The sequence below is a fragment of the Flavobacterium psychroterrae genome (assembly GCF_018380615.1).
Lineage (GTDB): Bacteria > Bacteroidota > Bacteroidia > Flavobacteriales > Flavobacteriaceae > Flavobacterium > Flavobacterium psychroterrae.
The window spans coordinates 473,415-498,616 of sequence record NZ_JAGYVZ010000001.1 but is presented as its reverse complement, the minus strand read 5'-3'; the positions used below and the strand labels follow the sequence as shown (position 1 = coordinate 498,616).

At 33.4% G+C, this 25,202-nt stretch carries 20 protein-coding genes; 9 read left to right on the top strand and 11 right to left on the bottom strand.

Translation table 11 applies throughout. The features are described 5' to 3' along the window. Positions 1 to 133: 133 nt before the first annotated feature. Positions 134 to 1,174, top strand: a complete 1,041-nt coding sequence (locus KHA90_RS01715; protein ID WP_213294240.1) for a sensor histidine kinase — start codon at positions 134 to 136, stop codon at positions 1,172 to 1,174. Continuing rightward, positions 1,171 to 1,872: a LytR/AlgR family response regulator transcription factor gene (locus tag KHA90_RS01710; protein WP_213294237.1), complete on the top strand. Its 702-nt coding sequence runs from the start codon at positions 1,171 to 1,173 to the stop codon at positions 1,870 to 1,872. Before KHA90_RS01715 ends, KHA90_RS01710 begins: the two co-directional genes overlap by 4 nt. Before the next feature lie 93 nt (positions 1,873 to 1,965). Here KHA90_RS01710 and KHA90_RS01705 read toward each other — a convergent pair whose 3' ends face one another. After that, the gene (locus KHA90_RS01705) at positions 1,966 to 2,697 is read right to left on the bottom strand and encodes a DUF4386 domain-containing protein (protein WP_213294235.1); all 732 of its coding nucleotides are present in this window, start codon (positions 2,695 to 2,697) and stop codon (positions 1,966 to 1,968) included. A gap of 132 nt (positions 2,698 to 2,829) precedes the next feature. Between KHA90_RS01705 and KHA90_RS01700 the strand changes: the two genes are divergently transcribed. Beyond that, on the top strand, positions 2,830 to 3,297 hold the full coding sequence (locus KHA90_RS01700; RefSeq protein WP_213294233.1) for a hypothetical protein: 468 nt from the start codon (positions 2,830 to 2,832) through the stop codon (positions 3,295 to 3,297). Positions 3,298 to 3,452: 155 nt separating this feature from the next. Here KHA90_RS01700 and KHA90_RS01695 read toward each other — a convergent pair whose 3' ends face one another. The 9 genes from KHA90_RS01695 to KHA90_RS01655 form a co-directional block, all read right to left on the bottom strand. Next, positions 3,453 to 4,217: an SDR family oxidoreductase gene (locus KHA90_RS01695; RefSeq protein WP_213294231.1), complete on the bottom strand. Its 765-nt coding sequence runs from the start codon at positions 4,215 to 4,217 to the stop codon at positions 3,453 to 3,455. Positions 4,218 to 4,457: 240 nt separating this feature from the next. After that, positions 4,458 to 5,183, bottom strand: coding sequence for an SDR family oxidoreductase (locus KHA90_RS01690; RefSeq protein ID WP_213294229.1), 726 nt, complete (start codon positions 5,181 to 5,183; stop codon positions 4,458 to 4,460). A 359-nt stretch (positions 5,184 to 5,542) separates the two neighbouring features. Then, the gene (locus KHA90_RS01685) at positions 5,543 to 6,466 is read right to left on the bottom strand and encodes a helix-turn-helix domain-containing protein (protein ID WP_213294227.1); all 924 of its coding nucleotides are present in this window, start codon (positions 6,464 to 6,466) and stop codon (positions 5,543 to 5,545) included. Positions 6,467 to 6,718: 252 nt separating this feature from the next. After that, the gene (locus KHA90_RS01680) at positions 6,719 to 7,279 is read right to left on the bottom strand and encodes a 2'-5' RNA ligase family protein (RefSeq protein ID WP_213294225.1); all 561 of its coding nucleotides are present in this window, start codon (positions 7,277 to 7,279) and stop codon (positions 6,719 to 6,721) included. Between the two features lie 444 nt (positions 7,280 to 7,723). Beyond that, positions 7,724 to 9,091: an alginate export family protein gene (locus KHA90_RS01675; RefSeq protein ID WP_213294223.1), complete on the bottom strand. Its 1,368-nt coding sequence runs from the start codon at positions 9,089 to 9,091 to the stop codon at positions 7,724 to 7,726. 4 nt (positions 9,092 to 9,095) lie between these two features. Further along, complete coding sequence (locus KHA90_RS01670; protein ID WP_213294221.1) at positions 9,096 to 10,880, bottom strand: amidohydrolase; 1,785 nt, start codon at positions 10,878 to 10,880, stop codon at positions 9,096 to 9,098. A gap of 85 nt (positions 10,881 to 10,965) precedes the next feature. Further along, positions 10,966 to 11,655: a hydrolase gene (locus tag KHA90_RS01665; protein WP_213294219.1), complete on the bottom strand. Its 690-nt coding sequence runs from the start codon at positions 11,653 to 11,655 to the stop codon at positions 10,966 to 10,968. Between the two features lie 228 nt (positions 11,656 to 11,883). Beyond that, positions 11,884 to 12,198 (bottom strand): response regulator, encoded by a 315-nt coding sequence (locus tag KHA90_RS01660; protein WP_213294217.1) that lies wholly within the window; start codon positions 12,196 to 12,198, stop codon positions 11,884 to 11,886. A 1,243-nt stretch (positions 12,199 to 13,441) separates the two neighbouring features. Then, on the bottom strand, positions 13,442 to 14,473 hold the full coding sequence (locus KHA90_RS01655) for a helix-turn-helix domain-containing protein (RefSeq protein ID WP_213294215.1): 1,032 nt from the start codon (positions 14,471 to 14,473) through the stop codon (positions 13,442 to 13,444). 107 nt (positions 14,474 to 14,580) lie between these two features. Between KHA90_RS01655 and KHA90_RS01650 the strand changes: the two genes are divergently transcribed. The 3 genes from KHA90_RS01650 to KHA90_RS01640 all read left to right on the top strand — a co-directional run bounded on the left by KHA90_RS01650 (position 14,581) and on the right by KHA90_RS01640 (position 19,750). Further along, positions 14,581 to 16,977, top strand: a complete 2,397-nt coding sequence (locus tag KHA90_RS01650) for a TonB-dependent receptor (protein ID WP_213294213.1) — start codon at positions 14,581 to 14,583, stop codon at positions 16,975 to 16,977. Between the two features lie 23 nt (positions 16,978 to 17,000). Continuing rightward, the gene (locus KHA90_RS01645; protein ID WP_213294211.1) at positions 17,001 to 18,233 is read left to right on the top strand and encodes a DUF4374 domain-containing protein; all 1,233 of its coding nucleotides are present in this window, start codon (positions 17,001 to 17,003) and stop codon (positions 18,231 to 18,233) included. 74 nt (positions 18,234 to 18,307) lie between these two features. Continuing rightward, positions 18,308 to 19,750, top strand: a complete 1,443-nt coding sequence (locus KHA90_RS01640) for a PepSY-associated TM helix domain-containing protein (RefSeq protein ID WP_213294209.1) — start codon at positions 18,308 to 18,310, stop codon at positions 19,748 to 19,750. A gap of 275 nt (positions 19,751 to 20,025) precedes the next feature. Here KHA90_RS01640 and KHA90_RS01635 read toward each other — a convergent pair whose 3' ends face one another. Then, a complete protein-coding gene (locus KHA90_RS01635; RefSeq protein WP_213294206.1) occupies positions 20,026 to 20,970 on the bottom strand; it encodes an alpha/beta hydrolase in 945 nt (314 codons plus the stop codon). A gap of 448 nt (positions 20,971 to 21,418) precedes the next feature. Between KHA90_RS01635 and KHA90_RS01630 the strand changes: the two genes are divergently transcribed. The 3 genes from KHA90_RS01630 to kduI all read left to right on the top strand — a co-directional run bounded on the left by KHA90_RS01630 (position 21,419) and on the right by kduI (position 25,202). Continuing rightward, positions 21,419 to 22,888, top strand: coding sequence for an MFS transporter (locus KHA90_RS01630; RefSeq protein WP_213294204.1), 1,470 nt, complete (start codon positions 21,419 to 21,421; stop codon positions 22,886 to 22,888). A gap of 59 nt (positions 22,889 to 22,947) precedes the next feature. Further along, positions 22,948 to 24,264, top strand: coding sequence for an MFS transporter (locus KHA90_RS01625; RefSeq protein ID WP_213294202.1), 1,317 nt, complete (start codon positions 22,948 to 22,950; stop codon positions 24,262 to 24,264). A 98-nt stretch (positions 24,265 to 24,362) separates the two neighbouring features. Next, the gene (gene kduI, locus KHA90_RS01620; RefSeq protein ID WP_213294200.1) at positions 24,363 to 25,202 is read left to right on the top strand and encodes a 5-dehydro-4-deoxy-D-glucuronate isomerase; all 840 of its coding nucleotides are present in this window, start codon (positions 24,363 to 24,365) and stop codon (positions 25,200 to 25,202) included.

Here is a 25,202-nt window from a genome sequence, read left to right as displayed (position 1 = left end):
TTATTTGTCTTCAGCTGATATTTGTCATCTTAAATGATGTACTGCGATAATAAATGACCAATTCAATTCGTCATTTTTTAAAAATATAAATTAAATTTTTGTTCGTACTTTGTAAACTATTTAAATTTTAAAAATGAATAAAAAATTCGATAACATATTGGATAACAAATGGTGGCAGGAAATTGCTGTTGTTATCTTTTCATTTACGATTTATACGTTAAAAAATGACTGGATGTTATTTAGTTCTTTCACTTCCATATTAATGGGCGTGTTTTTCTATTTTATTTTATACATGCACGCCCAATTCAATCGTTTTTTTCTTTTGCCAATCCTATTTAAAACACAACGTCCTTTAACTTATATATTTTTAACGCTTTTTGGAGTATTTGTCTTTTCTGTGATTTTATACGAAATTACAATGCTGGAGATGTTTGGTAATTGCCGTTTATATCAAAACTCACATCAAAGGAGTTATATGTATCAGTTAGCGAGTGTTTTAGGGACTTTGGTTTGTATTTTGAGCCCCATAATTGTATTTAAATTCTACAGAATTCATAGAAAGCAAACCGATGAAACTTTGTTGTTTAATGAGATGCAATTAAATTCATTAAAAGGACAGTTAAATCCTCATTTTTTATTCAATACCTTTAATACGCTTTACGGTATTAGTCTGGAATTTCCGGACAGAACGCCTGATTTGATTATGAAAGTGTCGCAATTAATGCGTTATCAGCTGGAAAGCAACAACAAAAAATGTGTTTCTCTTGAAGATGAACTAGAATTTATAAACAGTTACGTTCAGCTCGAAAAAGAAAGAGTAGGATACCGCTGTGAAATAACTTACGATTCTAAAATCGACAATGAAAACGCCTATAAAGTATCGCCAATGCTGTTGATTGCTTTTATCGAAAATGCCTTTAAACACGGAACTTGCGCGATAGAAAAATGCTTTGTAAGGATCATTATTACCGTAGAAAACGGATTGTTGCATTTGCATGTTGTAAACTCAATACCAACGAAAAAAACAGATGTAATTTCGACTAAAATCGGGTTAAAAAATACAATTGAACGTTTGAATTTGATTTACGGAAAAGACTATAAACTGAATATTCAGGACGATAAGAACACGTATATCGTAGATTTGAAATTGCAATTGAAAAAGTTTGTAGAATGAGAGAACCCAAAAAATGTATAATTGTAGATGATGAACCGGCGGCGCATTATGTTTTGGCGAATTATATCAAACAAAATCCGCAATTAGAGTTGGTTTTTCAAGGTTATAATGGCATCGAAGCAATGGATTATCTTCGTGAAAATCCTGTTGATTTGATGTTTCTGGATATCAATATGCCGGAGATTTCAGGAATGGAATTATTAAAGATTATCCCAACGCATCCTAAAACTATTTTAACCACAGCTTATTCTGAATATGCTCTTGAAAGTTACGATTATGGGGTTATAGATTATCTCTTAAAGCCTATTTATTTTCCGAGGTTTTTAAAAGCGATTGATCGTTTTTTTGCTGTCGAAACGGCAAAAGTAAAAACAGAAGAAGCAGCAATTGTAAATTCTGTGAGTGTAAAAGTCGATGGTTATTTTATGGATATCGAATTAGATCAGCTTTTGTTTGCCCAGAGTTTTGGTAATTATGTGAAGTTGCACACTATAAAAAGAACCTATCTGGCATCGATTACAACAACTGAATTTGAGAAATGTTTACCTGAGAAAAATTTCATGCGTATTCATAAATCATACATTGTAGCGCTGGATAAAATAGAAACAACAGATAAGGATTTTGTGGTCATTAAAAATGAAAAATTACCGGTCGGGATCACTTACAAAAGAGAATTATCCGACCGGATAAAAAAATAAAACTCGAAATAAGATTGCTTACTAATTCAAATTATTTCAAACTAAAGCCTGTAATAATATTTTATTGCAGGTTTTTTTAGATTCAGGGGAGTTTTATTTTTGGGCAATACTATATAAATTTTTTTTCCACTCGGGAAGATTTACTCCTTTGAAAATCAGCCATAAACTAAGTGATAATTCTGCTATTAAACAAGGTATTAATAAAATAATACTCGAAAGCTCCGGAATAAGAATTAAGGAAAAACTATTAAACAAATAACAAACTCCTGCAATAGCCATCAAAACCCCAATTGTTTTAGGAAAATATCCGGATTTAAAAATCAAATATCCTTCAATAAGACATACAAATCCGAAGAAGATTAATCCTACTCCAAAACCAAAGTCATGTAGTTTGATTGATAAATAAGATAAAGTATGCAATTGTTCCGGACTAAAAGATTTTAGATATTCAGCATCTCCAAGGAAAAATAACGCTGCTAAAAGATTTAATTTATTCGTTGCTAAAACTGCAGTTTGTATCAAATTGAAAGACAAATTTAATAATGCAAGTTTCCTGCTGACAGGTTTTAAAAGGTAGTACAGAATAATCATTACGGGAAGATCGCAAATTTGCATAATCAGATCTGCCGTGATTCCAATCTTCCATAAAAATTCTGAATGCAGAATGTTGTTTGCAGTTGCGTTTGCATCTCCGGAAACAAATAATTTATTCCTGACAAATGTCTCTGCAAAAAAGCCGGCAATTATAATAATAAGATATAATAATCCGGCAATACGTGCAGAAAGTTGTGGGGAAGTTTCAAAATTTTTAAAGCTGAATTTCATTGCCTTTTGGTTTGGTTAAAAATAAGACGTGTGAGATTAAAAAATGTTACGGCTATTTTAACATTTTTTTATAATTTGATAAATGGTTTAAAATAAAGTAGTACTTTTAATACGTTATTTAAAATTGGAATTATGAAAAACCTTTTCTTTTATATTGCTTTTTTATACAGTAGTTTTTTGATGGCACAGATTATGCCGACAGGGATAATAACTCCGCCTGAAAAGGTAGTCTACACTTTTCAAAAAGAATATCCTGGCAAAGTTCCTGAATGGACGATTAAATATGTTGGTGATGACGATGATGAAATTCGCTACGAAGCAAAATTCAAAGCGAATCCAAACAGTGAAGCATTAGCAGTTTATGATAATTTGGGAGTTTTAAAAGCTTTTGAATCTCAGATTCCGTTAAGTAAGCTTCCGCCGAAAGCGCAGTCCTATTTAAAGAAAAATTATTCTGCAAAAGCAATTAAAGAAATCGCAGTTGTTATCGATGATAAAAATAAAACAACCTATGAAGTAGGAATACAAAAAGACTCGAAATTTTATGATGTTGTTTTCGATAAAAACGGAGGTTTTGATGTAATCGTCGAAAAAGATTAAAAAGAATACTTACTAAATTCAATATATTTCAAATGAAAACCCGATAGATCCAAAATCTACCGGGTTTAGTTTTTTAGAATATTAAGCACTATGAAAAAGCCCACAGGTTTACTCTATGATTAATCAACAATTAATAATTAACAATCAACAATTAATTAAAGCATCATTCCGCCTGAAACTTCAATGCGTTGTGCATTTACCCAACGCGCTTCTTCGGTACATAAAAAAGCAACAACTCCGCCAATATCGTCAGGTAAACCAACTCTTCCTAAAGCTGTTACTGAGGCAATTTGTTGATTCATTTGTTCATTGTCACGAACTACTCCGCCACCAAAATCAGTTTCTATCGCACCCGGGGCAACTACATTTACTCTGATTTTTCTTGTTCCTAATTCTTTTGCCTCATATTTAGTCAAAGTTTCAATCGCACCTTTCATAGCCGCATATGCTGCATAACCAGGAAATGAAAAACGAGCCAAACCTGTAGAAATATTTACAATTCCACCACCATCATTCATTACGTTTAACCCTTTTTGAGTTAGAAAAAACGGACCTTTAAATTGAATATTAGTCAATTGATCAAATTCAGCTTCAGTTGTTCCAATGAATGAATTATGAATTCCGATTCCCGCATTGTTTACTAAAAAATCAAATTTATCAGCATGAAAAGTACTTTTTAAAACTTCAGAAACATTACTGAAAAACCCGTCAAAAGTACTAGAATCTGCAACGTTCAATTGTAGTGAAACTGCTTTTTGTCCTAAGCCTTCTATTTCTTTTACAACTGCATCAGCTTCGTCTTTTTTGCTCTTATAAGTAACGATTACGTCGATTCCTTTTTTTGCAATTGCAATTGCCATATTTTTTCCTAAACCTCTGCTACCACCTGTAACAAGAGCTATTTTTGTATTTACTGCCATTTTATGTTTGTTTATTAAATTAAAAATTAAAAATCTGCTAGATCTGCTAAATCTGCGAGAAAAAAATTAACACATAGTCCCGATAGCCATCGGGACATAGATTATAACGCTTGAAAAAAGAATATAAAAAGAAAACACATTTCTTACACATAGCTATGTGTGTTTAAACAAATGAAATGCCTTTTTTGAGTTTTCTAAAAGCTATGTTCCTATGTGTTTAATTAATTATGTTCAATGAAATTAATTAGAATGTAAAGCATTAAACGATGCTTTTAATTCCGGAATACTTGCATTTATTCTCGTTGCGCTGGTTCCAAAAGTAAGCTCGTCTTTTCCTTCTTTTAATTGTTCAAAAATTGATAGAATGAAATCACTTACACTTGGGTGTATATCATGTAAACCAACACCGCCAAGATCTGTGTTTAATGCCGGTGGAATAATTTCAATTACTTCAATATTTTTTGATTTTAATATATGACGAAGCGAAATTGTAAACGAGCGGAAAAATGCTTTTGTAGCCGAATAGACCGGAACTTTTGCAAAAGGAGAAAGTGCCAATCCAGAAGTTACATTCATTACAGTTGTCAATGATTTTAACTGAATAAAAAGAGAAGTTAAATGTAACGGAGCTTCGATATTAGTGGCAAGTTCGGTTTTAGCACTTTCAAAAAAGTCAGCATCTGTAGGCGAAACCCATTTTTGAATTCCTGCATTATTCACTAAAACATTCAAATCGCTGTGATTTTCTGTAATCCATTTGTAAAGCGCTACTCGTTCAGCTTCAAGTGCTAAGTCGCAAACTTTAGTAATTACGTTTGGAAATTTTTCTTTTACTTCATTTAAAACAGATTCACGTCGACCGCAGATAATTACGGTGTTGTTTTCCTGAATAAATCTTTCGGTTAAGCCAAGTCCAATTCCGCTTGCGCCACCTGTTATTAGAATTTTGTTGTTTGATAAGTTCATCTTTTCGATCTTTTAAATTGATAGGACAAAGGTAGGAGCGAAGTAGGGTTGGGGTATTGTAAATATCAAATCGATGTTTGCGAAATTCAAATCAGGAAGGTTTTAAATTACAATTTTTTAAAATTCCAAATTCCAAAATCTGCAATGCAAAATTTTAATTTTATGTATTCCTGGGCGAAGTCGAAGGATTTGCTAAAGTTTACGGGCGTGTAATTGAACGCGGATGACGCTGATTCGCTTTGCGAAGACACGGATTATCGCGGATTTTTTACGAACGAATCTATATAATGTAATTTTCAATTTTCAAAATCTATAATCTAAAATCTATAATCTATAATCTAAAATCTGCAATCTACAATCTACATTCTAAAAGCTAAGGGCGTGTAAGTTGTTTGTTTTTTAAAGAAGTTTGAGAAATGCGCTAACTCTTCAAAACCCAATGAAAATGCGATTTCAGAGATGTTCCAATCCGTTTGTTTTAAAAGGATTTTAGCTTCATTAGTTAATCTGTTTGTGATTAATTCTGTTGTGGTTTTTCCTGTGTTTTCTTTTAAAACTTTGTTTAAATGATTCACATGAACTGATAATCGTTCCGCGAAATCTTTGGCTGTTCTGAGTTCTAATCTTTGGTTTGGGGATTCAATTGGGAATTGTCTTTCCAGTAATTCGGCAAATAATGATGAAACTCTCGCAGCCGAATTATGCTTTGAATATAAAGCGGTTATAGGTTGTAATTTTTGTCCAAAGTGAATTAGCTCCGCAACATAATTTCTGATTAAATCATATTTATAGATATAATCAGAATTGATTTCTTTTTGTATTTTATTGAAAATCAATTCTACTTCACTAACTTCTTCATCTGTAAGCTGAAAAATAGGATATCCGTCTGAAGCAAAAATAGGAAGTTCGTCCAAGTCAATTCCGCTTTTGTTTTTCGATAAAAATTCACTTGTAAATACACAAAATTGCCCGGATTGATTCGTGTCTTGCGGAAGATAATTGTATGGAATTTTTGGCGTAGCAAATAAAAGTCCTTGTTTGTCAATTTCGATTATTTTATCAGCATATTCGGCGCGGTTTTTCCCTTTAATCAAACTTATTTTGTAATAAGCTCTTCTGTCATAAGGCATACCGGGTTTTCCCTGCATTCTTTCCAGAAGTTCTTTAATGTCAAAAACATTAAAATGTCCAATTTCTTTTTTAATGTCGTTTGGTAGTAAGGAACTTGGTTCGACAGTAGAACCTTTAGTTATATCCTGGTAAAATGAATCTAGTGATTTCATGAGAGTGAATTGTAAAATTCAAATATACGAAAATTAGAAGGATTGTTTTTTTGTTTCAGGTTTTCTTTGTTTCAGGTTGTTAGACTTTATGTTAATTTTACCGCAAAGAGCGCAAGGTTTTACGCAAAGTTCACTATGCTTATTTCTTATCTCTCGCAAAGACGCAAGGGCGCAAAGAATATAAACTTTGCGCCTTTGCGCCTTTGCGTGAAAAAACTAGTATTATACTTTTGCGAACTATGCTGTTAAACTTTAAAACAAACTCCCCTGAATTAATTCCGGTTGAGGATTACTGCCAAAAGGAAATGTTTCTAACACAAAAAACTGTTTTTTAATTGGATCTAATTCTCTTAATATAATAGTGTCGCATAAAAAATGCATATCGATTGTAGTAAATAAATCGTTAGCAATTTTGATACTTTCGGGAGATAATTTACGCCCAATAGAAATATGGGGATCGCTGCTCTTTGTCAAGTTTGAAAGTTGCATTGAATTCTGAGTTTTTTTCATAATTGGTTTCAGATTTGCTTTTGAATCTTCATCAGGACCAATGAAAAAGGCACCGCTATCATAAGCACCGAAATGATTTAAATGTACATTAAAAGGTGTAAACGTATCAGTGATTTTAAATAGTTTTTGTTTGAATTTACCTATTTGGGATTCATCAATTTTGAATTCACAAATTGTAATATGCGCAACTGAATTTTTGCTGTTAAACCAACCAATTTTGGAAGCCAAATCTTCTTTCATTGTTTTGATCGAATCAATTATTTCTTTTGAAGGATGAATGACAACTGAATATTTCTTTTCCATTTTAGATTTGGTTTTATGCAAATTTAAAATTTAAATCGTAAAGTTTAGTTTTGAATTGCCTCCAGCTTTAGTTGGAGTTTATATAAAAATGAATCTTAATGGCTTTAGCTCAATGTCATTAAGTTAAGCTTTTTTGATAATTATGAAAGAGTTGAAACGTGCCGTTAGGCACTAAATATTGGTAGTTAATATAGATTAGAAATGCCATGGCGTGCCGTAGGTACGCAACAAAATGATAAATATTGCGTACCTACGGCACACTATATTTATTCCAATTCATATTAACTACCAATATTTAGTGCCTAACGGCACAAATTGTTTGAGGCTAGTCAATAAATGAATACTTATAAACTTGACGATTCTTGCGCGATTTTTTAAAATAAGCTTAATTTATTGACATCGAACTTAGGGATTTCAATTTGTTGAATATTTTAATATTGTTTTTTAAAATTTAAATTGTGCTGTTAAAGCTGCATAAAAATAATCTTTTCCTGTACCAACTTCTTTTAAGAATGCACCAGAATTAAACCAGCCGGTTTCTAATGTAAAGGATAGGAAATCATTTGCTGCATAATCTAAATTTGTAATTAACTGGGAACCTATAAAACGTTCTGTTATATCTTTTCCTGAATATAATAATTGCATATTTGGAGCGTATATTCCGTCACTTAAAGTTTGTCTCCAGAAAATATCGTAATCAAATCCCAGAGCTAATTTTTGGGTTAAAGTAAAATTAATCGAAGGGTGTATATCAATTAAATTGGATGGACCAATTAAGGCTACTAATCCAAAATAAGCGCCTCTAGGATATAACGGATTAAAGGTTTCCAAATGATTATCGCCTGAGCTTTTATCACCCGAAATGATCTCTGTTTTTAAACCAATTTCAGGTCTAAATTTTATGTTTTCAAATGTATAACAGGCAAAAGAGGAAAGTGTCCATGCAGAAACTGATTTTTGATTCAGGTTTCCGAATTGATAAAGTCCTTCGAAATCATATTTCCAGTTTCCTTTGTTTTTCCAGATTCGGGTTCCAACAGACTGACGGTTTTCTTCTCCGACTGCATCATCAAAAACGGCTCTTTTTTTCCATAATCCTAAATAATAAAAATCAATATTCTGAATAAAAGGTACTTTATGAATAACGGTGTAACTTCCCCAGAATCTTGCATTTTCATTAAAAGCATCATTAAAAGTTCCCGGCTGATTGGCGATGGGATGCGTGTAAAAGGCATCGGTTTGCCAATTATCTTTTTTATAAAATAATTTTACTGCATCAAAAGCAAGTCGGCTGTTTGGACCTTCGCGAACTGCGACTAAACGTTGTGATCCATATGATAATTCCTGTCTTCCGGTTCGCAATGTTAGCTGCTCGTTTTCATTTTGAATAAAATCGATATCTAAAAATGCCTGATGAAAATCCAGCTTATTTTCGTCAACCGGACTAGGATCAGTTTTGCTGTTGGCAAGACTGCTTTGCAATTCTACAAAAGTTCTGAAAATTCCCAAATGAACATCCGCATGAAGCAGATAACGGGAAAGCAAATAACTGTCGCCTTTATCAGAATCATCACCCCATTTATCATTTAAGGTATATGTATATTGCCATCTTGCCTCACCGCCAATGGTTGCGTAATATTTGCCGTTTTGACTTAGCGGAATGTATTTGATTTTTTCATACCAATTTCTGGCAGAATCTTTTAGATAAGTTAAATCATCGTCATATCGCAACTTTTGAAAAACTGGTCTTTGTTGCGCATTTGCAGTATAAATGAATCCCAAAAGCAACAATAATCGGAATATATTTTTCATGGGTTTAGTTTTTTTGGTAACCTCCAAAATAGTTTACAGGACTCCAATCCGGAATTGCTTTTAGGGTTGGTTGGGCAAATGTTCTAAAATCATTATCGGCATAAACCACTTTTCCGTTTACAACAGTAAGTTTCGATTCTATGTTTAAAATTTTTTCTTCGGTCGTGTTGAAATAATCATCAGAAAGTATGGCGAAATCAGCCAGATTGTTTGCTGTTAAAGTTCCGCGATCTTTTTCTAAATTGATTAATTGTGCGCTTCCGTAAGTGAATAATTTTAAAGCCGCAGTTCTGTCCTGAATATTTTCGTCAAGCATATATTTGGTTCCGCCTAAAGTTTTTCCGGTTGTCAGCCAATATAAACCTACCCATGGATTGTAGCTGGCAACACGGGTTCCATCGGTCCCCATTCCGACTTTGATTCCCATTTCGAGTATCTTTTTAAGCGGAACCGTGTTTGCAGCAGCTGTTTTTCCGTATCTTTTTATAAAACTTTCTCCCTGATACGCCATTCTGTGCTGAATTGCCAATCCTCCGTTTAGAGCTTTAATGCGTTTTAAATTTTCTACCGAAACTGTTTCTCCGTGATCAAAAAACCATAAAAGTCCGTTTAGTGGCGTTTCTTTATTAACGTCTTCAATAACATTTAAAAATCTTGTAATGCTTTCGTTGTAAGTAGCATGAATTCTAAAAGGCCACCTTTTTTTAACTAATAATGCTATGACTTCTTTTAATTGTGATTCCATTGCAGGGCTTAATTCCGGTCTAGGTTTGTCGAAATTTTCAAAATCTCCGGCACTCATTACCAGATTTTCTCCTGCACCTTGCGCATGATATTCTACTTTATTATCATCGTGATCGTCACAACCTTCGCCAATTTCTACCGTACTTACCCATCTAGTATAATCGTTAAGTTCGCTTCCCGCTTTTTGGGCAAATAAATAATAAGGCATTCTAATCGTTAAATCGCTGTCTTTACACAAACCATTTGTTACACCATAATCATCAGGAAAGTTTTGAAATCCTCCTCCGGCATCTATAATCGCGGTAACTCCAAGACGATTCATTTCGGTCATGAATTGTTTTGTTGAGTTTACTTTTTCTTCAGGTGATAATTCCGGAAGTTTAGAAAGTGTTGAATATAAAATAAAGGCATTTGGTTCTGCAACTAATAAACCCGTTGGGTTTCCGCTGGCATCTTTTTCTACAAGTCCGCCATTTGGGTTTGGAGTGTTAGCATCAATTTTTAAAGCTGTAATTCCGGCTTTATTTAAATAGGCGTGACCATATAAATGAAGTACAAATGCCGGAACATCGCCTGTAGCTTCGTTAATTTCTTCTAAAGTTGGTAATCTTTTTTCTTCAAATTGATACGCATTCCAACCGCCTACAACGCGAACCCATTGTCCTTTTGGTGTTCTTTGTGCTTGTTCCTTGAGCATTGCCAGAGCTTTTTTAAGAGAACGAACGCCATCCCAGCGTAATTCGGTATTAAAGAATCTTCCTCCGCGGATAATGTGCATGTGTGAATCGAATATTCCGGGAATAATTACTTTTCCTTTGGCATCAATTACGGTTGTTTTTTTGTTTTTTAATTTTAAAATCTCACTGTTTTTTCCCGTTTTCAGGATTTTTCCATCGGCAACAGCCATCGCTTCCACAATTGTATTTTTATCGTCTAGTGTGTGAATTATTGCATGATGAACGATAAGTGTGGCACTTTTGCCTTGAGCGAAAATAGGTAAGTAAAGAATTAAAAGTAAAGCTGATAGTATGTTTTTAAGTTTCATAATAGTGGTTTTATTTGGGTTTTGGAGAAAAAAAAGACTGTGCGGTAACACAGCCTTTTTGGGGTAGATTTAAATTTAAAAAGAATTAATGTTTCAACATTTCGTGAGCATATTGAACACCAACACCGTAAGCACCACCATATTTTTTAACTAAATCTGTAACGGCTACATAAGTTCCCTGACGCGCCCAGTCACGTTGTAATTCTAATAAATATTGTAATGAAGTTATTGGGTGAGCGCCTGCCTGAACCATACGTGTGATGGCCATTTCGTGTGCTTCTTTAGATACATCTGCGCTTGCATCTGTAATTATATAAACATCGTAACCTTCGCTAATAGCTGATAATGTTGGTCCTACGATACAAACGCTTGTCCATAATCCTCCAAAAACTAATTTCTTTTTCCCTTTTTCTGTAATTGCTTTATGAGCAGGAACATCTTCCCAGGTATTCATTGAAGTACGATCAATATAATTGGATGTTTTTTGAGGGTAGAATTCTTCGATTTCACGAAAAACAGGTCCGCTAAATGATTTTTCGGCAACTGTTGTTACAATTGTTGGTACTTTGAAGATTTTTGATGCTCCGGCAACCAAAGCTGTATTGTTTCGAAGCTGATCAATTGGTGTGCTTCCTACTGCAAATGCCATTTGACTTTCATAATCAATAAGGACTAAAGTATGGTTTGTAGGATCTAATAAACCCGGACTTGGTTTTTGTGCAAAGCCAATAAAAGTTACGAATAATAGTGCTGCTGTTAAGATTAATTTTTTCATGATAATTTAAATTTGTTGTGAATAAAAGGGTTTTTTAATATTTGTATTTGTTTTGATATTCAATCTATTGCATTCAAAATGAGTGCCTTGTTGCTAAGGCGTTGATTTTAAAAGGTTTTTCGGAAAAGGCAATAAGGGTTCTAACGATATATCGTCAATTTATCATTGGATATTCGTGAAATGAAATGTTTATAAGACTTAATGTGATTTTAAAAGGGGAGATTTGACCTAATTTTTTCCTTTTAAATATAATCGGTGTTCTATTTCTGATTTTAATAATCCGCTTCCTCCGCCAAAATGTTCTATGACTTCAACGTCGGGCTGGTTTTTTAAACAGAAAGAGGTAAACTCTTTTTCGATATGATCTTCGATTCCGGAACTCAAGAGAACAATATCTATTTTGTGATTTTGAAAATATTTCTGAGCTTCATTTTCGTCGTTGAAACCAACTGCATTCCAGTTTTCGTAAGCATTAACCAGTCTTAATAAAATGGTTAAGATCGCTTCGTTTTTTCCGAGTATTAAGAATTCAAATGTTTTCATTTTTTTAAGGTTCTAAGGTTCTAAGGTTCTGAGTTACTAAGTTTCTAAGTTTTTTTAGGTTCTTATAATTTTTATTAATTCAGTTGTTGGTTGAACTTGTAATTTGTTTTACAAATGTATTTGTTAAATCATTGTTTTTAACTTAATCTAGGATAAGAAAGGTTCTTAGTTTCTAAGCTGCTAAGTCGCTAAGTTTTTCTCTTTAGATTTAAATTTTCAGCTTTGACAGAACTTGTAATTTGTTTTACAAATGTATTTGTTAAATCATTGTTTTTAACTTAATCTAGGATAAGAAAGGTTCTAAGTTTCTAAGCTGCTAAGTCGCTAAGTTTTTCTCTTTAGATTTAAATTTTCAGCTTTTGACAGAACTTGTAATTTGTTTTACAAATGTATTTGTTAAATCATTGTTTTTAACTTAATCTAGGATAAGAAAGGTTCTTAGTTTCTAAGCTGCTAAGTTTCTAAGTCTTCTTTAGATTCAATTTCAGTTTTTGACAGAACTTGTAATTTGTTTGACAAAAGTAGGATAGTAATTTAAGGTGATTGCTTAATCTAGGACAAGAAGTTTTTTGATTAAAAATATCCTATTCCAAAACTTCGATAGTACCTTTATTTTTAAGAAAAAACTTAGTAACTAAAAAACTTAGCAACTTAGTGCCTTTATGAAAAAATCGCTAAGTTGATTAAATACAATAAATTAAAGTAGAATGATTGTAAATAATTGAAAAAATCTTGTCGTAATGAGGAAACCCGTAATGTTTTCTGTAAAGTAGAGTGTAGTTTTGTCTTTAGAAATCGATGTAGGTGATGTTATTTACCTTTTAATCATCATTTTTTGATTTCTATTAAAATTACTGTTTTTGGAGAAACAATTTTTTTTTTACAATGAAAATTTGACATTTTCACTTTAGTGGATAATTTGTAAAGTTTGCAAGACATACAATTAGTCTGATTTTTTTAGGGTTTTTAGATTCGGTTATTTTTGACTGATTCTAAAAGCCCTTTTTTATTTAATGGATATTGCTGTTTATTTTTAACGCAAAGTGCGCAAAGTTTTTTTATAGTGGAGTGTGTTGAAAAACACAAAGTTCACAAAGCTTTGTATTGATTTAGCTTTGTGAACTTTGTGTTTATATCCATTCTGCTTAATAAAAATCTTTGTGTGATCTGCGGTAATTTTTTTCTCCACAGGTTTTGAGATTGAACTTAATATATTTTCCTATTTTTTTAAAGAATTCAATGGTTAGCTAAAAAATAAAAGTCCGGTGATCCAAACCTGAATAATGTCCCAATTGATTTTAAATTTTTGAGGTGAAAAACCATAGAAACTTTTAAAAGCTGCCGAAAAATGCGATACATCTTTATAGCCACATTTGTACGCTGCTTCACTTACTGTTATGGCTTTGTTTTGAAACAATTCTTTTGCACGTTCCATTCTAAGTTTAATAATATAGCTTTTTACAGTTGTTCCAAAACAAGATTTGAAACCCTTTTTCAGTTTAAATTCATTTAATGAAATCAGTCTTGAAAGTTCTGCTAATGAGGGTGCATGAACAAAGTCATTGTCGAGAATTTGTTTTGCTTCTTGTAATTTATTGTAATCTTCCTGATCTATTTGCTCCGTTTGCGATGGAATACTAATAATTGTTTCCAACTGATGTATCAATAATTCCTTGATTTTTGCTTCGAGATACATTTTTTTTAAAGCTCCTTTGCGATTACAATTTTTAATTTCATGCAATACCCATTGAATCGCCGGCGTAAACGGAAGATACTTTGAAGTTAAATAGCTCGGTTTTTTTAGCAGAATATTATTGGAGAATTTTTTATGAAGTTCCCAATCTTCATTAATAATCTTATAATAAAATGCTTTTGAAAGAATTATCGAAAAATAATTAAGATGTTCAAATGCGGGAATTTTAAATGTTGCCTTAAAATTATTGGTATAGAAAATATTGTGTGTATTTTCTTTTGAATATTTTGCGGATTCCAGTTGATCGATCTGAGTTTCAACGTTATTGCAGCAAATGAAATTCATAACAACAGATTCTTCATCAATTTCAAATTCAACAGTTTGCGGAGTAGAAAAGTGCATTTGTGTATCTAACAAAACCATTCCTTCGGTAATTAAATGATGGCTTTTAATTTCTTCCAGGTCAGCATTTTTTATATTCACATTTTCTTCCGTCAGATGATTTTTCGGGTAATGCGTATCGCCAATTTCAATTTTAATAATTGAGTTTTCGTGTCCTAAAATTTTCGATTTAATTTTCAAAATATAATCCGTTTTTACAAAATAATAATCCGTTTTTCCCTATCTTTTTTGGAGTTGTTGATGGTACTTTTGCGGCAAAGTTATTTATAATTAGTCTAATTAAAGATATGACAACTCACAAATTTTTATTTTTTAGTATATTTTTTCTCTTTTCATTCTTGTCATTTTCCCAGCAAAATCAAGGAGTTTCAGTTTCTGGACAAGTCACTGAAAATTCTGGTCAAACAATTCCATACGCAACAATTCACATAGAAAAAACTGACTTAAGTATTATTTCAGATGAAAACGGAAAGTTTATTTTTAACAATGTTAAGCCTGGAAAACATATTTTAAAAATCTCTGCCATTGGTTTTTCAACTCAAAAAAAACATATCGAAGTTTCGGGAAATAATGATGTAAATTTTTCGATTCAGTTAGAAAGTGAATTGAACGAATTAGAATCTGTAACCGTATTAGGTCGTTCACAAACCGATAAGATAAATAAGCAGGCGTACAGCGTTACGGCAATCGATGCTAAAAAATTGCATAATTCTACTCTTGATCTGGCACATGCTTTAGACAGAGTTTCCGGAGTTCGTGTACGTGAAGCGGGCGGAGTAGGTTCAAGATCAGAACTTTCGATCAATGGTTTTCAGGGAAATCAGGTAAAGGTTTTTATTGATGGAGTTCCTATGGATAATTTTGGTTCTTCTTTTCAAATGAATAATATTCCCATAAATCTTGCTGATCGTGTAGAAGTCTATAAAGGTGTTGTACCCATTTGGCTGGGCGGAGACGCTTTAGGAGGAGCAGTAAATATTGTTACCAATAGCAAACCGAGAACATATCTGGATGCTTCTTATTCCTTTGGTTCTTTCAATACACATCGGTCGAGCTTAAATGCTGGTTATACATCAAAAAGTGGTTTTACTGCAGAAATTAATGCTTTTCAGAATTATTCAGATAATAATTATTGGGTAAATGTTGATGTAGCTGATTTGAATACGGGTGCTTATTTTCCTAATCAGCGCGTGAGAAGATTTCACGATAAATACCGTAACGAAACTGTGATTTTGAATGTCGGTTTAACCGGAAAAAAATATGCAGATAAATTATTATTTGGTTTTACGGCGGGAGAAAATAAAGCAGATATTCAAACCGGAGCCAGAATGGTTAGTGTATTTGGGCAGGTTTACAGAAAAGGAAATATTTTGATGCCTACTTTAAAATATCAGGTGAAGGATTTATTTACGAAAGGACTTAATTTCAATTTGACCGGAAATTACAATTTTGGAGAAGAGCAAAATGTCGATACGGTTTTCAGACGATACAACTGGTTTGGAGAATATAGAGAATATGCAGGTTTGGGCGGGGAAAGAAGCCGAACGCTGCGAAAGTTTAAAAACAATAATGGTGTGGCAACGGCAAATGCAACTTATGCTTTGGGAGAACGACACTCTTTTATGCTGAACAATACTTTTACCACTTTTGACCGTAAGGAAAGTGATGAATTAGTTCCGGAATCGTTGGTTTATAAACAGCCTAAAAAAACGCAGAAGAATGTTTTAGGGTTGGGATATAAATTTGATTTTAATGAAAAATGGAGTACATCGGTATTTTTAAAAGATTATTCACTCAAAACTACGTATTCCAGAAGTTACAATCCGTCAGGGAATGCGGGCGATATTGCGTATCAACAATATGTAGACAATACTTCGACAACAGGATATGGCGGTGCAACAAGTTATTATTTAAAACCGAATTTGCAATTAAAGGCTTCGTTTGAAAAAAGTTACCGATTACCAACTCCTGAGGAAATTTTTGGAAATGTGAATGATAATCTGGAAGGAAATCTGGCTTTAAAACCAGAAACCAGTAACAACTTTAACGTTGGGGCAAGTTATCAAACGAGCTTTAATAAAGTAAATGCGTTGTCATTTGATGTGAATCTTTTACATAGAAATGCGACTGATTTTATTCGCCCAACGCTGAATAACAATCAAACCATGACTACAAATGTCAATCAGGGCAAAGTGACGAATTATGGTATTGATGGTGAGATTCGATATTCATACCGCAGCCGATTTACGGCGGGTGTAAATGCAACGTATCAAAATATTCGTAATAAGACGGAATATGAACCGAATCAGAATTATGTTTCTCCTTTTTATGAAGACAGAATTCCAAATATGCCGTTCCTTTTTGGAAATGCAGATGCAACGATATTCTTTAATGATCTTATCAAAAAAGGAAATAATTTATCTGTAGGATATAATCTATTATTTGTACACACGTACTATTTGTCGTGGCCAAGTATGGGAAGCAAGGATAGTAAACTGGAAATTCCGCAACAATTCAGCCATGATTTAAATGCTGTTTACACACTCGCAAACGGAAAATATAATATCGCTTTAGAATGTAAAAATCTACTGGATAATAAGCTTTATGATAATTTTTCATTGCAAAAACCAAGCAGGGCTTTCTACATCAAATTCAGATATTTTTTCACAAAATCAAGTAAATAATTTTTAATAAAAACCATAATAAAATGAAAAATACTAGCAAATTAGCTTTATTGGCGCTTTTGGCATTTACAACTTTCTCTTGCAGCAGTGACTCTGATAAGTCTGGCGAAGAAGTGATTGGCGGTGATACCGGAAAAACAAAATATATTATTACTGCTACAACAGGAGCACAAGGAATTGCCGATTATTTGTTAACCACGGATGATATTTCGACAGGATCGATTACTACAACGGGTAACGGAATAGAACAAGACGGTTCATACCGATATTATATTACAGCTCAAAATAACTTTTTCAGTCTGCTTTACGGACAAGGAAATCCGGGTGCTGTAACTACTTATAATTTGAATACTGAAGGAAAATTGGTTAAAAAATCTAATTTTCAGGCAGAAACTGTACACGTTTTTGCAGCCATTAACAAAGATATTTTAACCATTAAAGTACCAAGAAGCGGTGCTGCTTCAATAGCTTCAATGTATAAAATTGATGCCGAAAAATCACTTATTATTGGTGAAGCACAACAAGACACTAAAAAGTTAGCCGGAAACGGAGAAAGAGCCTTTTTTACCTGGGCAACGCAAGTTGGCGATAAAGTATTCATGCCTTATATGAGTATAAAAGGGGATGGGCTTGATAATTTTGGAACTGTAAATCCTGACAGTACTTGGGTTGCAGTTTATAATTATCCTGAACTTAAATTAGAAAAAGTAATCAAAGATAACCGTACAAGTTATTTAGGTGCTTATTACACAAACGGATTGTATCAGGATGAAAATGGTGATGCTTATGGGTTTTCTAGTGCAGCGGCAACAAGTAATGCAGTTGTAACTTCGACTAAACCATCTGCGGTTGTAAAAATTAAAAAAGGAACTACAGAATTTGATAAAACGTATTTCTTTAATGTACAGGAAAAATCAGGAGGATATAAAATTGCTTCTTCAAGTTATATCTCTAAAGGTAAAGTTTTATTAGAAATGTATGGTACTCCCGGAACAAATAAAGGTGCTGTAAAACTAGCTGTTGTAGATGTATATACGCAATCATTTACATGGGTTACGAATGCCCCGGCGGTAATTAGTTTTAGTACTGTAAACAGATATAATATTGTAAGCCAAGATGGTAACTCTGCGGTTGTAGGGATTAATACACCTGAAGGAAACTGGATTTACACCATAAACGGTTCAACTGGTGTTGCTACAAAAGGTATCAAAGTTGAAGGTGGAGAAATTACTGCAATTGCAAAATTGAAATATTAAGAATTGGTTTCTTTTGAGCCGTAGGCCTTTCGGGGCTTGCGGTTTTTTTATTTATCTTATATACTCTTTTAAATATGTTTTCTTTTTCAAAATCAAAATCAAATCCAAATAAGAAAAAAAGTAAAAAATCGCTTTTCAAGCGCGTTATGGCGTGGCTGCATTTATGGCTGGGATTAGCGTCTGGAATAATTGTAGTTATTGTAAGTTTAACAGGTTGTATTTATGTTTTTGAAAATGAAATTAAAGATTTTATTGAAGACTGGCGTTTTGTAGAACCTCAGGAAAAAGCCTTTTTATTGCCTTCGCAATTAGTTACAATTGCAGACAAAACCATGAAAGGCAAACATGCAACAAGCGTTACTTTTGGCGCAAAAGATGATGCCGCTATTGTGGGTTACTTTACTCAGAAAAAAGAAGGTGGCAAAGATAAAGAAGGCAAAAATGCCGGTAAAAGAAGCGAAGGAAATAGAAGAAATCAAGATCTTGCCAAAACCGATATTGAGAAAGGAAAATCTCAACTAAAAGCGCAAGGTAAAGGTAAGGAAAAAGGAAAAGACGAGAAACCAAAAAGAAGAAGAGGAGGGATTTTTACCAGCGTTTACATGAACCCTTATACAGGCGAAGTGTTAAATGTAAAATCGGTTTCAAGAAGTGACTCTCCGGATTTTTTCAGGTTTATTTTAAACGGGCACCGTGCTTTATGGCTTCCGTATGACATTGGGCGACCAATTGTGGGTATTGCTGTTTTAATTTTTGTTTTTCTATTAATTTCAGGTATAGTGCTTTGGTGGCCAACCAAATGGATTAAGTCAATTATTAATAAAAGTTTTAAAATAAAAACAGATGCCAGTTTTAAACGTGTTAATTATGATTTGCATAATGTACTTGGTTTTTACAGTTGTATTTTTCTGTTCTTTATTTCTGCAACAGGTTTAGTGTGGAGTTTTGGATGGTGGAGTAAATCATTATATTGGGTAACTTCTGGCGGAAAACCTTTAGTTGAAAGCAGGGAATCTCCAAAATCTGATACAACTCATGTTAAAACATTTCAATTGGCAACAGTTGATAAAGTTTTGCTTAATATTTCAAAACAAAATCCTCAGGCATCTGGAATTTTAGTTACAATTCCTGAAAAACCTGCGGATATTATTGGTGCATTTGTTTACAAACAAAAAAATACATTCTATAATATGGATCGTTATAGTTTTGATCAGCAAACGCTGAAAGAAATTTCGATACAATCCCCTTTTTCAGGTAAATATATAGAAGCTAATATTCCGGATAAAATCCGAAGGATGAATTATGATATTCATGTTGGTGCCGTACTTGGACTTACGGGAAAAATTTTAGCTTTTTTAGCCAGTTTAATTTCCGCAAGTTTGCCTATTACCGGATTTATAATTTGGTGGGGAAAACAAAAGTTTGGCAAAAAACCGGCTTCATCTCGAAAGGTTTCGGCAAAGGGAATTCCTGTTGTAAAACCTAAAGTAATTCCTCAAAAGGAATTATCTGTTTAAGTATCGTTATCACATACCATTTTAATTTTTTGTTGCTACTAGTTAAAAAGGCGAAACCTGATCCGTTTCGCCTTTTGTTGTTTTAATGATTTTATGTGGATATTTTTTAAACACATATAAACATAGATCTTGTAGTTATAAATTAAAGAAAATAGAATAAAAAGAAACTAGTTTCCCACATATAGCTATGTGCTTTTATGCAAAGTGAAACGACTTTTTAAGCTATGAATACTATGTCTCTATGTGTTAAAGTATTTAATCACAAAAACTTAATTTTAATTGCTGTATCCATTTACTTTAAGCCATTCTTCACAATCTCTAGTCCAAAATTTACTTGTATCCTGAACGCCTAAACCAAAACCGTGTCCGCCTTTTTCATAAATATGTAACTCAGCTTTAACAGCATTTTTCTTCAATGCTAAATAATAATTAATGCTGTTTTCCGGCAATACAACAGTATCATCTGTAGCATGCACTAAATAAGTTGGCGGAGTTTGTGGTGTAATTCTTTTTTCGTTTGAAAACGAATCAATCAAAGTTTGTGATGCATCCTTACCTAATAAACTTTCTTGAGATCCTTTATGCGTAATATCATTTTGCATGGATATTACAGGATAAATCAAAAGCGCAAAATCTGGTCTGGCGCTTATTTTAGAGGTTGGTTCATATGTTTTTTCGTCATAATGAGTTGCAAGGGTTGAAGCCAAATGTCCTCCGGCAGAAAATCCCATGATTCCAATTTTATTTGGATCAATATTATATTTTGCAACATTTTCTCTAATAAAACGCATCGCTTCCTGAGCATCTTGTAAAGGTCCAATATTTTTGTTTTTCATTATTTTATCGTTCGGTAAACGATATTTTACAACAATACCCACAATTCCTAAACTGTTGAACCATTGCGCAACTTTTGTTCCTTCCTTATCAATTGCCAGATGCTGATATCCTCCGCCCGGAAAAATCAAAACTGCGGCTTGATTGGGTTTGCTTTCCTTTGGTAAAAAAATGCTCAAAGTAGGAACTGTAACTAAACTTGTGCTTTGTACTTTTCCGTCAGTAATACTTTCATTTTCCTTATAATCCGGAGCTTTAATTTCGTCAGGTATTTTTTTCCAAAGTGGAATTATTTCATTTTTAGTTTGCGCCTGATTGGTAATTCCTGTAAATAAAGTCAGGATTAATACAGCTTTTTTCCAGTAATGTATTTTTGAATTTTTCAATTTATAAAAGTGATTTAGTTGAATATTAATTTATAGACCAGAATTTCAAAAATAGAACTTTTCCAGTCATTTCTTTGTTTAAGGAAGGTTAAAAAAGTTTTTTTCTCTCCAAATAAGATACTTCGTAAGAAAAGTTTCGAAAGTGTTGTTTTTAGTACAATTTTACCCCTTAAAAAGGACAAATTTCACATGCTGGCTTTTAACAAATATATTGTTTAATGTGTAATTTTGGATGTGAATTTTTATTCTATATGTTTATTTAACCACATAAAATAATTTTTTATACAATTTATTTGGAATATAAAGATTTAAAACTATATTTGTGCAATCGATTACATTAATTTGTTTTATTAGATTTAATGTATTGGTTTTGCTGTCTTTGTGTTGGCTTTGAGAAGCGAATTAAATTACCCCAAAAAAAATATCAATTTATAATAAACCCATTACCATGAATCAAAAAGAGGAAGTTATTATCAGCCAAACCAAAAAAACTACAGGCAGCTACCGCTGGAGTATCTGCGCATTATTATTTTTTGCCACAACAATAAATTATCTTGACAGACAAGTACTTTCTTTGACATGGAGCGATTTTATTGCGCCAGAATTTCATTGGACAAATAATGATTACGGAAACATTACGGCTCTATTCTCTATATTTTACGCTGTTTCTTTATTATTTGCCGGAAGATTTGTGGATTGGTTAGATACTAAAAAAGGCTTTCTTTGGGCAATCGGGATTTGGTCTTTTGGAGCTTGTCTTCACGCATTTTGTGGTATTGCAACGGCAGGAATTATTACAGGAAACTGGTTTGTAGGTTTTGAAGGCGCGAAACAAGCCATTGATTTAGTACAAGATACAGGATTAGTAATTAATGTAAGTGTTACATTATTCATTTTTGCGCGTTTTGTTTTAGCAGTTGGTGAAGCGGGAAATTTCCCTGCAGCGATTAAAACCACAGCCGAATATTTTCCTAAAAAAGACAGAGCATTTTCTACCAGTATATTTAACGCAGGTGCGACGGTTGGGGCATTAGCGGCTCCGATATCGATTCCGTTCATTGCGAAATCTTTTGGTTGGGAAATGGCTTTTATCATCATTGGAGCTTTAGGCTTTGTATGGATGGGATTCTGGGTGTTTATGTACGACAAACCGGAAAGACATAAAAGAGTTACTGCCGAAGAATTAGAATATATTCAGCAAGATGATATTGCCGATGCTAAGATTGCAGGTTATATACCTGAAACTACAACGAAAGTATCTTTTGTTGAGTGCTTTAAATACAGACAAACCTGGGCTTTTGCCTTTGGAAAATTCATGACAGATGGTGTTTGGTGGTTCTTTTTATTCTGGACTCCTGCGTACTTAAGTTCGGTTTACGGAATGGATTCTACACAAGCAGCCTTGCCATTGTTTGTATTATACATGATTACATTACTTTCAATTATTGGAGGTTGGCTGCCAACTTATTTTGTCGAGAAAAAAGGAATGAACCCTTATGAAGGTAGAATGAGAGCGATGTTAATTTTTGCATTCTTTCCATTATTAGCTCTAATTGCTCAGCCTTTAGGATATATAAGTTATTGGATTCCGGTAATTATCATCGGTATTGCAGGAGCGGCTCACCAATCCTGGTCGGCTAATATTTTTACAACAGTTGGAGACATGTTTCCTAAAAAAGCAATCGCAACCATTACAGGAATTGGCGGTTTAGCGGGAGGAGTTGGTTCAACTATAATCAACAAAGGTTCAGGATTATTGTTCGATCACGCTAAAGAAACTAACATGGCATTTATGGGCTTTAAGGGTATTGAAGCCGGATATTTTATCATTTTTTCAATATGTGCCGTTTGTTATTTAACAGGATGGATCGTGATGAAAACATTAGTGCCAAAATACAGTCCTATTACTAATCTTTAATACTATAATCCTATTATAATTATCAGCTAACTAACCACTCAACCAAACCAACCACTATTATGAATCAAGCTAATGTAGCAATAGGTAGATACCGCTGGACTATTTGTAGTTTAGTTTTTTTTGCAACGACTGTGAATTATCTGGATAGAAATGTAATAAGTTACCTGCGTCCTTTTTTAGCAGAAGCTTTTCACTGGACACCGGAACAGGAAGTAATAGATTATTCGAATATTGAGTTGGCGTTTAAAATTGCATACGCAATGGGAATGCTGGTTGCAGGTGGAATCATCGATAAATTAGGAACAAAAATAGGCTATGCAATTGCAACCGGATTGTGGAGTTTAGCCGCAATTGGGCATGCATTTGCCACAGGAACAGGAGGTTTTTTAATTGCACGTGTGTTTTTAGGAATTACCGAAGCAGGAAATTTTCCTGCTGCAATAAAAGCAACAGCCGAATGGTTTCCGCAAAAAGAAAGAGCTTTAGCAACCGGAATTTTTAATTCGGGAAGTAATATCGGAGCTATCATAGTGCCATTGTCAGTTCCTTTTATAGCAGAGAATTTCGGCTGGCAATGGGCGTTTATTTTAACCGGAATTGTTGGTTTTATCTGGTTAGGATTATGGTTTCTTTTTTATGAAGTACCACAAAAACAAAAACGTTTGTCTCAGGCAGAATTTGAATATATAACTTCTGATAAGGCAGAAACTGTTGAGGTTGAAGATACTGAAAAAGTTTCGTGGTTAAAATTGCTTTCTTTTCGTCAGACCTGGGCTTTTGCAATAGGTAAATTGTTGACAGATCCCGTTTGGTGGTTTTATTTATTTTGGCTGCCGGATTTCCTGATGAAACAATATAAACTAACGGCTACAGAAATTATCTGGCCCTGCGCTTTGGTGTATGTAATTGGAAGCATAGGAAGTATTGGCGGCGGATGGTTGCCGTTAAAATTAATCAATAACAATTGGCCGGCTTATAAAGCACGTAAAACCAGTATGCTGATTTATGCATTTGCAGTTTTACCGGTATTGTTTTCTCAATATTTAGGATCTATAAATATGTGGTGGGCAATTTTGGTTATTGGTTGTGCGGTTTCTGCGCATCAGGCATGGAGCGCAAATATCTTTACCACGGTTTCTGATATGTTTCCTAAAAAAGCAACCGCTTCCGTAACTGGAATAGGTGGAATGTTTGGAGCATTTGGAGGGATTTTATTGACACTTGTAGTTCAAAAAAATATGTTTGTTTATTATACCAGACTCGGAAAAATTGAAACGGGATATTTTATCATGTTTTGCATTTGCGGAGCCGCTTATTTACTGGCATGGTTGATAATGCATATTTTAGTTCCAAGAATGAAAAAGGTAGAATTGTAAATTTTATATCTTAAAAATAAAATAAATTTTGGTTTCAATTATGGTTTTTAAAGATAAAAATCTAATTTTGTGCAATCGATTACATTAAATTAAAAATTATGACAAAATATAGTTCAAGATACGCGTCAAGCCCGGAAGCAGTTAAAAAATATGATACTCAGGAATTACGAAATGAGTTCCTGATTGATGACTTAATGCAGGAAGATGAGATCGTATTAACGTATTCTCATTATGACAGATACATTGCAGGTTCTGCAGTTCCTGTAAAAGGAGATTTGAAATTAGAAAGTATCGATCCGCTTAAGGCAAGTTATTTTTTAGAAAGAAGAGAAATTGGGATTATAAATGTTGGAGGATGTGGTTCTGTTCTCGTTGAAGGCAAATCGTATGAATTAGGTTTTAAGGATGCTTTGTATATCGGAAGCGGTAATAAAGAAGTGATCTTTAAAAGTAACGACAGCGATAATCCGGCTAAATATTATATCAATTCGGCTCCGGCACATACTACTTACCCAACAGTAAAAGTAAGTCTGGCAGAAGCAAATAAATTAGAATTGGGTACAGTAGAAACTGCAAATCACCGTACGGTTAACCAAATGATTATTGGCAGCGTTGTAACAACTTGCCAGTTACAAATGGGAATGACAGAATTAAAAACAGGAAGTGTCTGGAATACAATGCCGGCACATGTACACGATCGCAGAATGGAAGTTTATTTCTACTTAGATATTCCGGAAAATCAGGCGGTTTGCCATTTTATGGGGCAGCCACAGGAAACAAGACACATCTGGATGAACAATCATCAGGCAGTTATTTCTCCGCCGTGGTCAATTCACTCAGGATCAGGAACCAGTAATTATACTTTTATTTGGGGAATGGCGGGTGAAAACTTAGATTACGGAGATATGGATGTTTGTAAAATAACTGAATTAAGATAA

Excerpts from the sequence above, each read along its gene's own strand:
- KHA90_RS01715 (WP_213294240.1), top strand. The coding sequence starts at position 134 with ATGAATAAAAAATTCGATAACATATTGGATAACAAATGGTGGCAGGAA.
- KHA90_RS01710 (WP_213294237.1), top strand. The coding sequence starts at position 1,171 with ATGAGAGAACCCAAAAAATGTATAATTGTAGATGATGAACCGGCGGCG.
- KHA90_RS01705 (WP_213294235.1), bottom strand. The coding sequence starts at position 2,697 with ATGAAATTCAGCTTTAAAAATTTTGAAACTTCCCCACAACTTTCTGCA.
- KHA90_RS01700 (WP_213294233.1), top strand. The coding sequence starts at position 2,830 with ATGAAAAACCTTTTCTTTTATATTGCTTTTTTATACAGTAGTTTTTTG.
- KHA90_RS01695 (WP_213294231.1), bottom strand. The coding sequence starts at position 4,217 with ATGGCAGTAAATACAAAAATAGCTCTTGTTACAGGTGGTAGCAGAGGT.
- KHA90_RS01690 (WP_213294229.1), bottom strand. The coding sequence starts at position 5,183 with ATGAACTTATCAAACAACAAAATTCTAATAACAGGTGGCGCAAGCGGA.
- KHA90_RS01685 (WP_213294227.1), bottom strand. The coding sequence starts at position 6,466 with ATGAAATCACTAGATTCATTTTACCAGGATATAACTAAAGGTTCTACT.
- KHA90_RS01680 (WP_213294225.1), bottom strand. The coding sequence starts at position 7,279 with ATGGAAAAGAAATATTCAGTTGTCATTCATCCTTCAAAAGAAATAATT.
- KHA90_RS01675 (WP_213294223.1), bottom strand. The coding sequence starts at position 9,091 with ATGAAAAATATATTCCGATTATTGTTGCTTTTGGGATTCATTTATACT.
- KHA90_RS01670 (WP_213294221.1), bottom strand. The coding sequence starts at position 10,880 with ATGAAACTTAAAAACATACTATCAGCTTTACTTTTAATTCTTTACTTA.
- KHA90_RS01665 (WP_213294219.1), bottom strand. The coding sequence starts at position 11,655 with ATGAAAAAATTAATCTTAACAGCAGCACTATTATTCGTAACTTTTATT.
- KHA90_RS01660 (WP_213294217.1), bottom strand. The coding sequence starts at position 12,198 with ATGAAAACATTTGAATTCTTAATACTCGGAAAAAACGAAGCGATCTTA.
- KHA90_RS01650 (WP_213294213.1), top strand. The coding sequence starts at position 14,581 with ATGACAACTCACAAATTTTTATTTTTTAGTATATTTTTTCTCTTTTCA.
- KHA90_RS01645 (WP_213294211.1), top strand. The coding sequence starts at position 17,001 with ATGAAAAATACTAGCAAATTAGCTTTATTGGCGCTTTTGGCATTTACA.
- KHA90_RS01640 (WP_213294209.1), top strand. The coding sequence starts at position 18,308 with ATGTTTTCTTTTTCAAAATCAAAATCAAATCCAAATAAGAAAAAAAGT.
- KHA90_RS01630 (WP_213294204.1), top strand. The coding sequence starts at position 21,419 with ATGAATCAAAAAGAGGAAGTTATTATCAGCCAAACCAAAAAAACTACA.
- KHA90_RS01625 (WP_213294202.1), top strand. The coding sequence starts at position 22,948 with ATGAATCAAGCTAATGTAGCAATAGGTAGATACCGCTGGACTATTTGT.
- kduI (WP_213294200.1), top strand. The coding sequence starts at position 24,363 with ATGACAAAATATAGTTCAAGATACGCGTCAAGCCCGGAAGCAGTTAAA.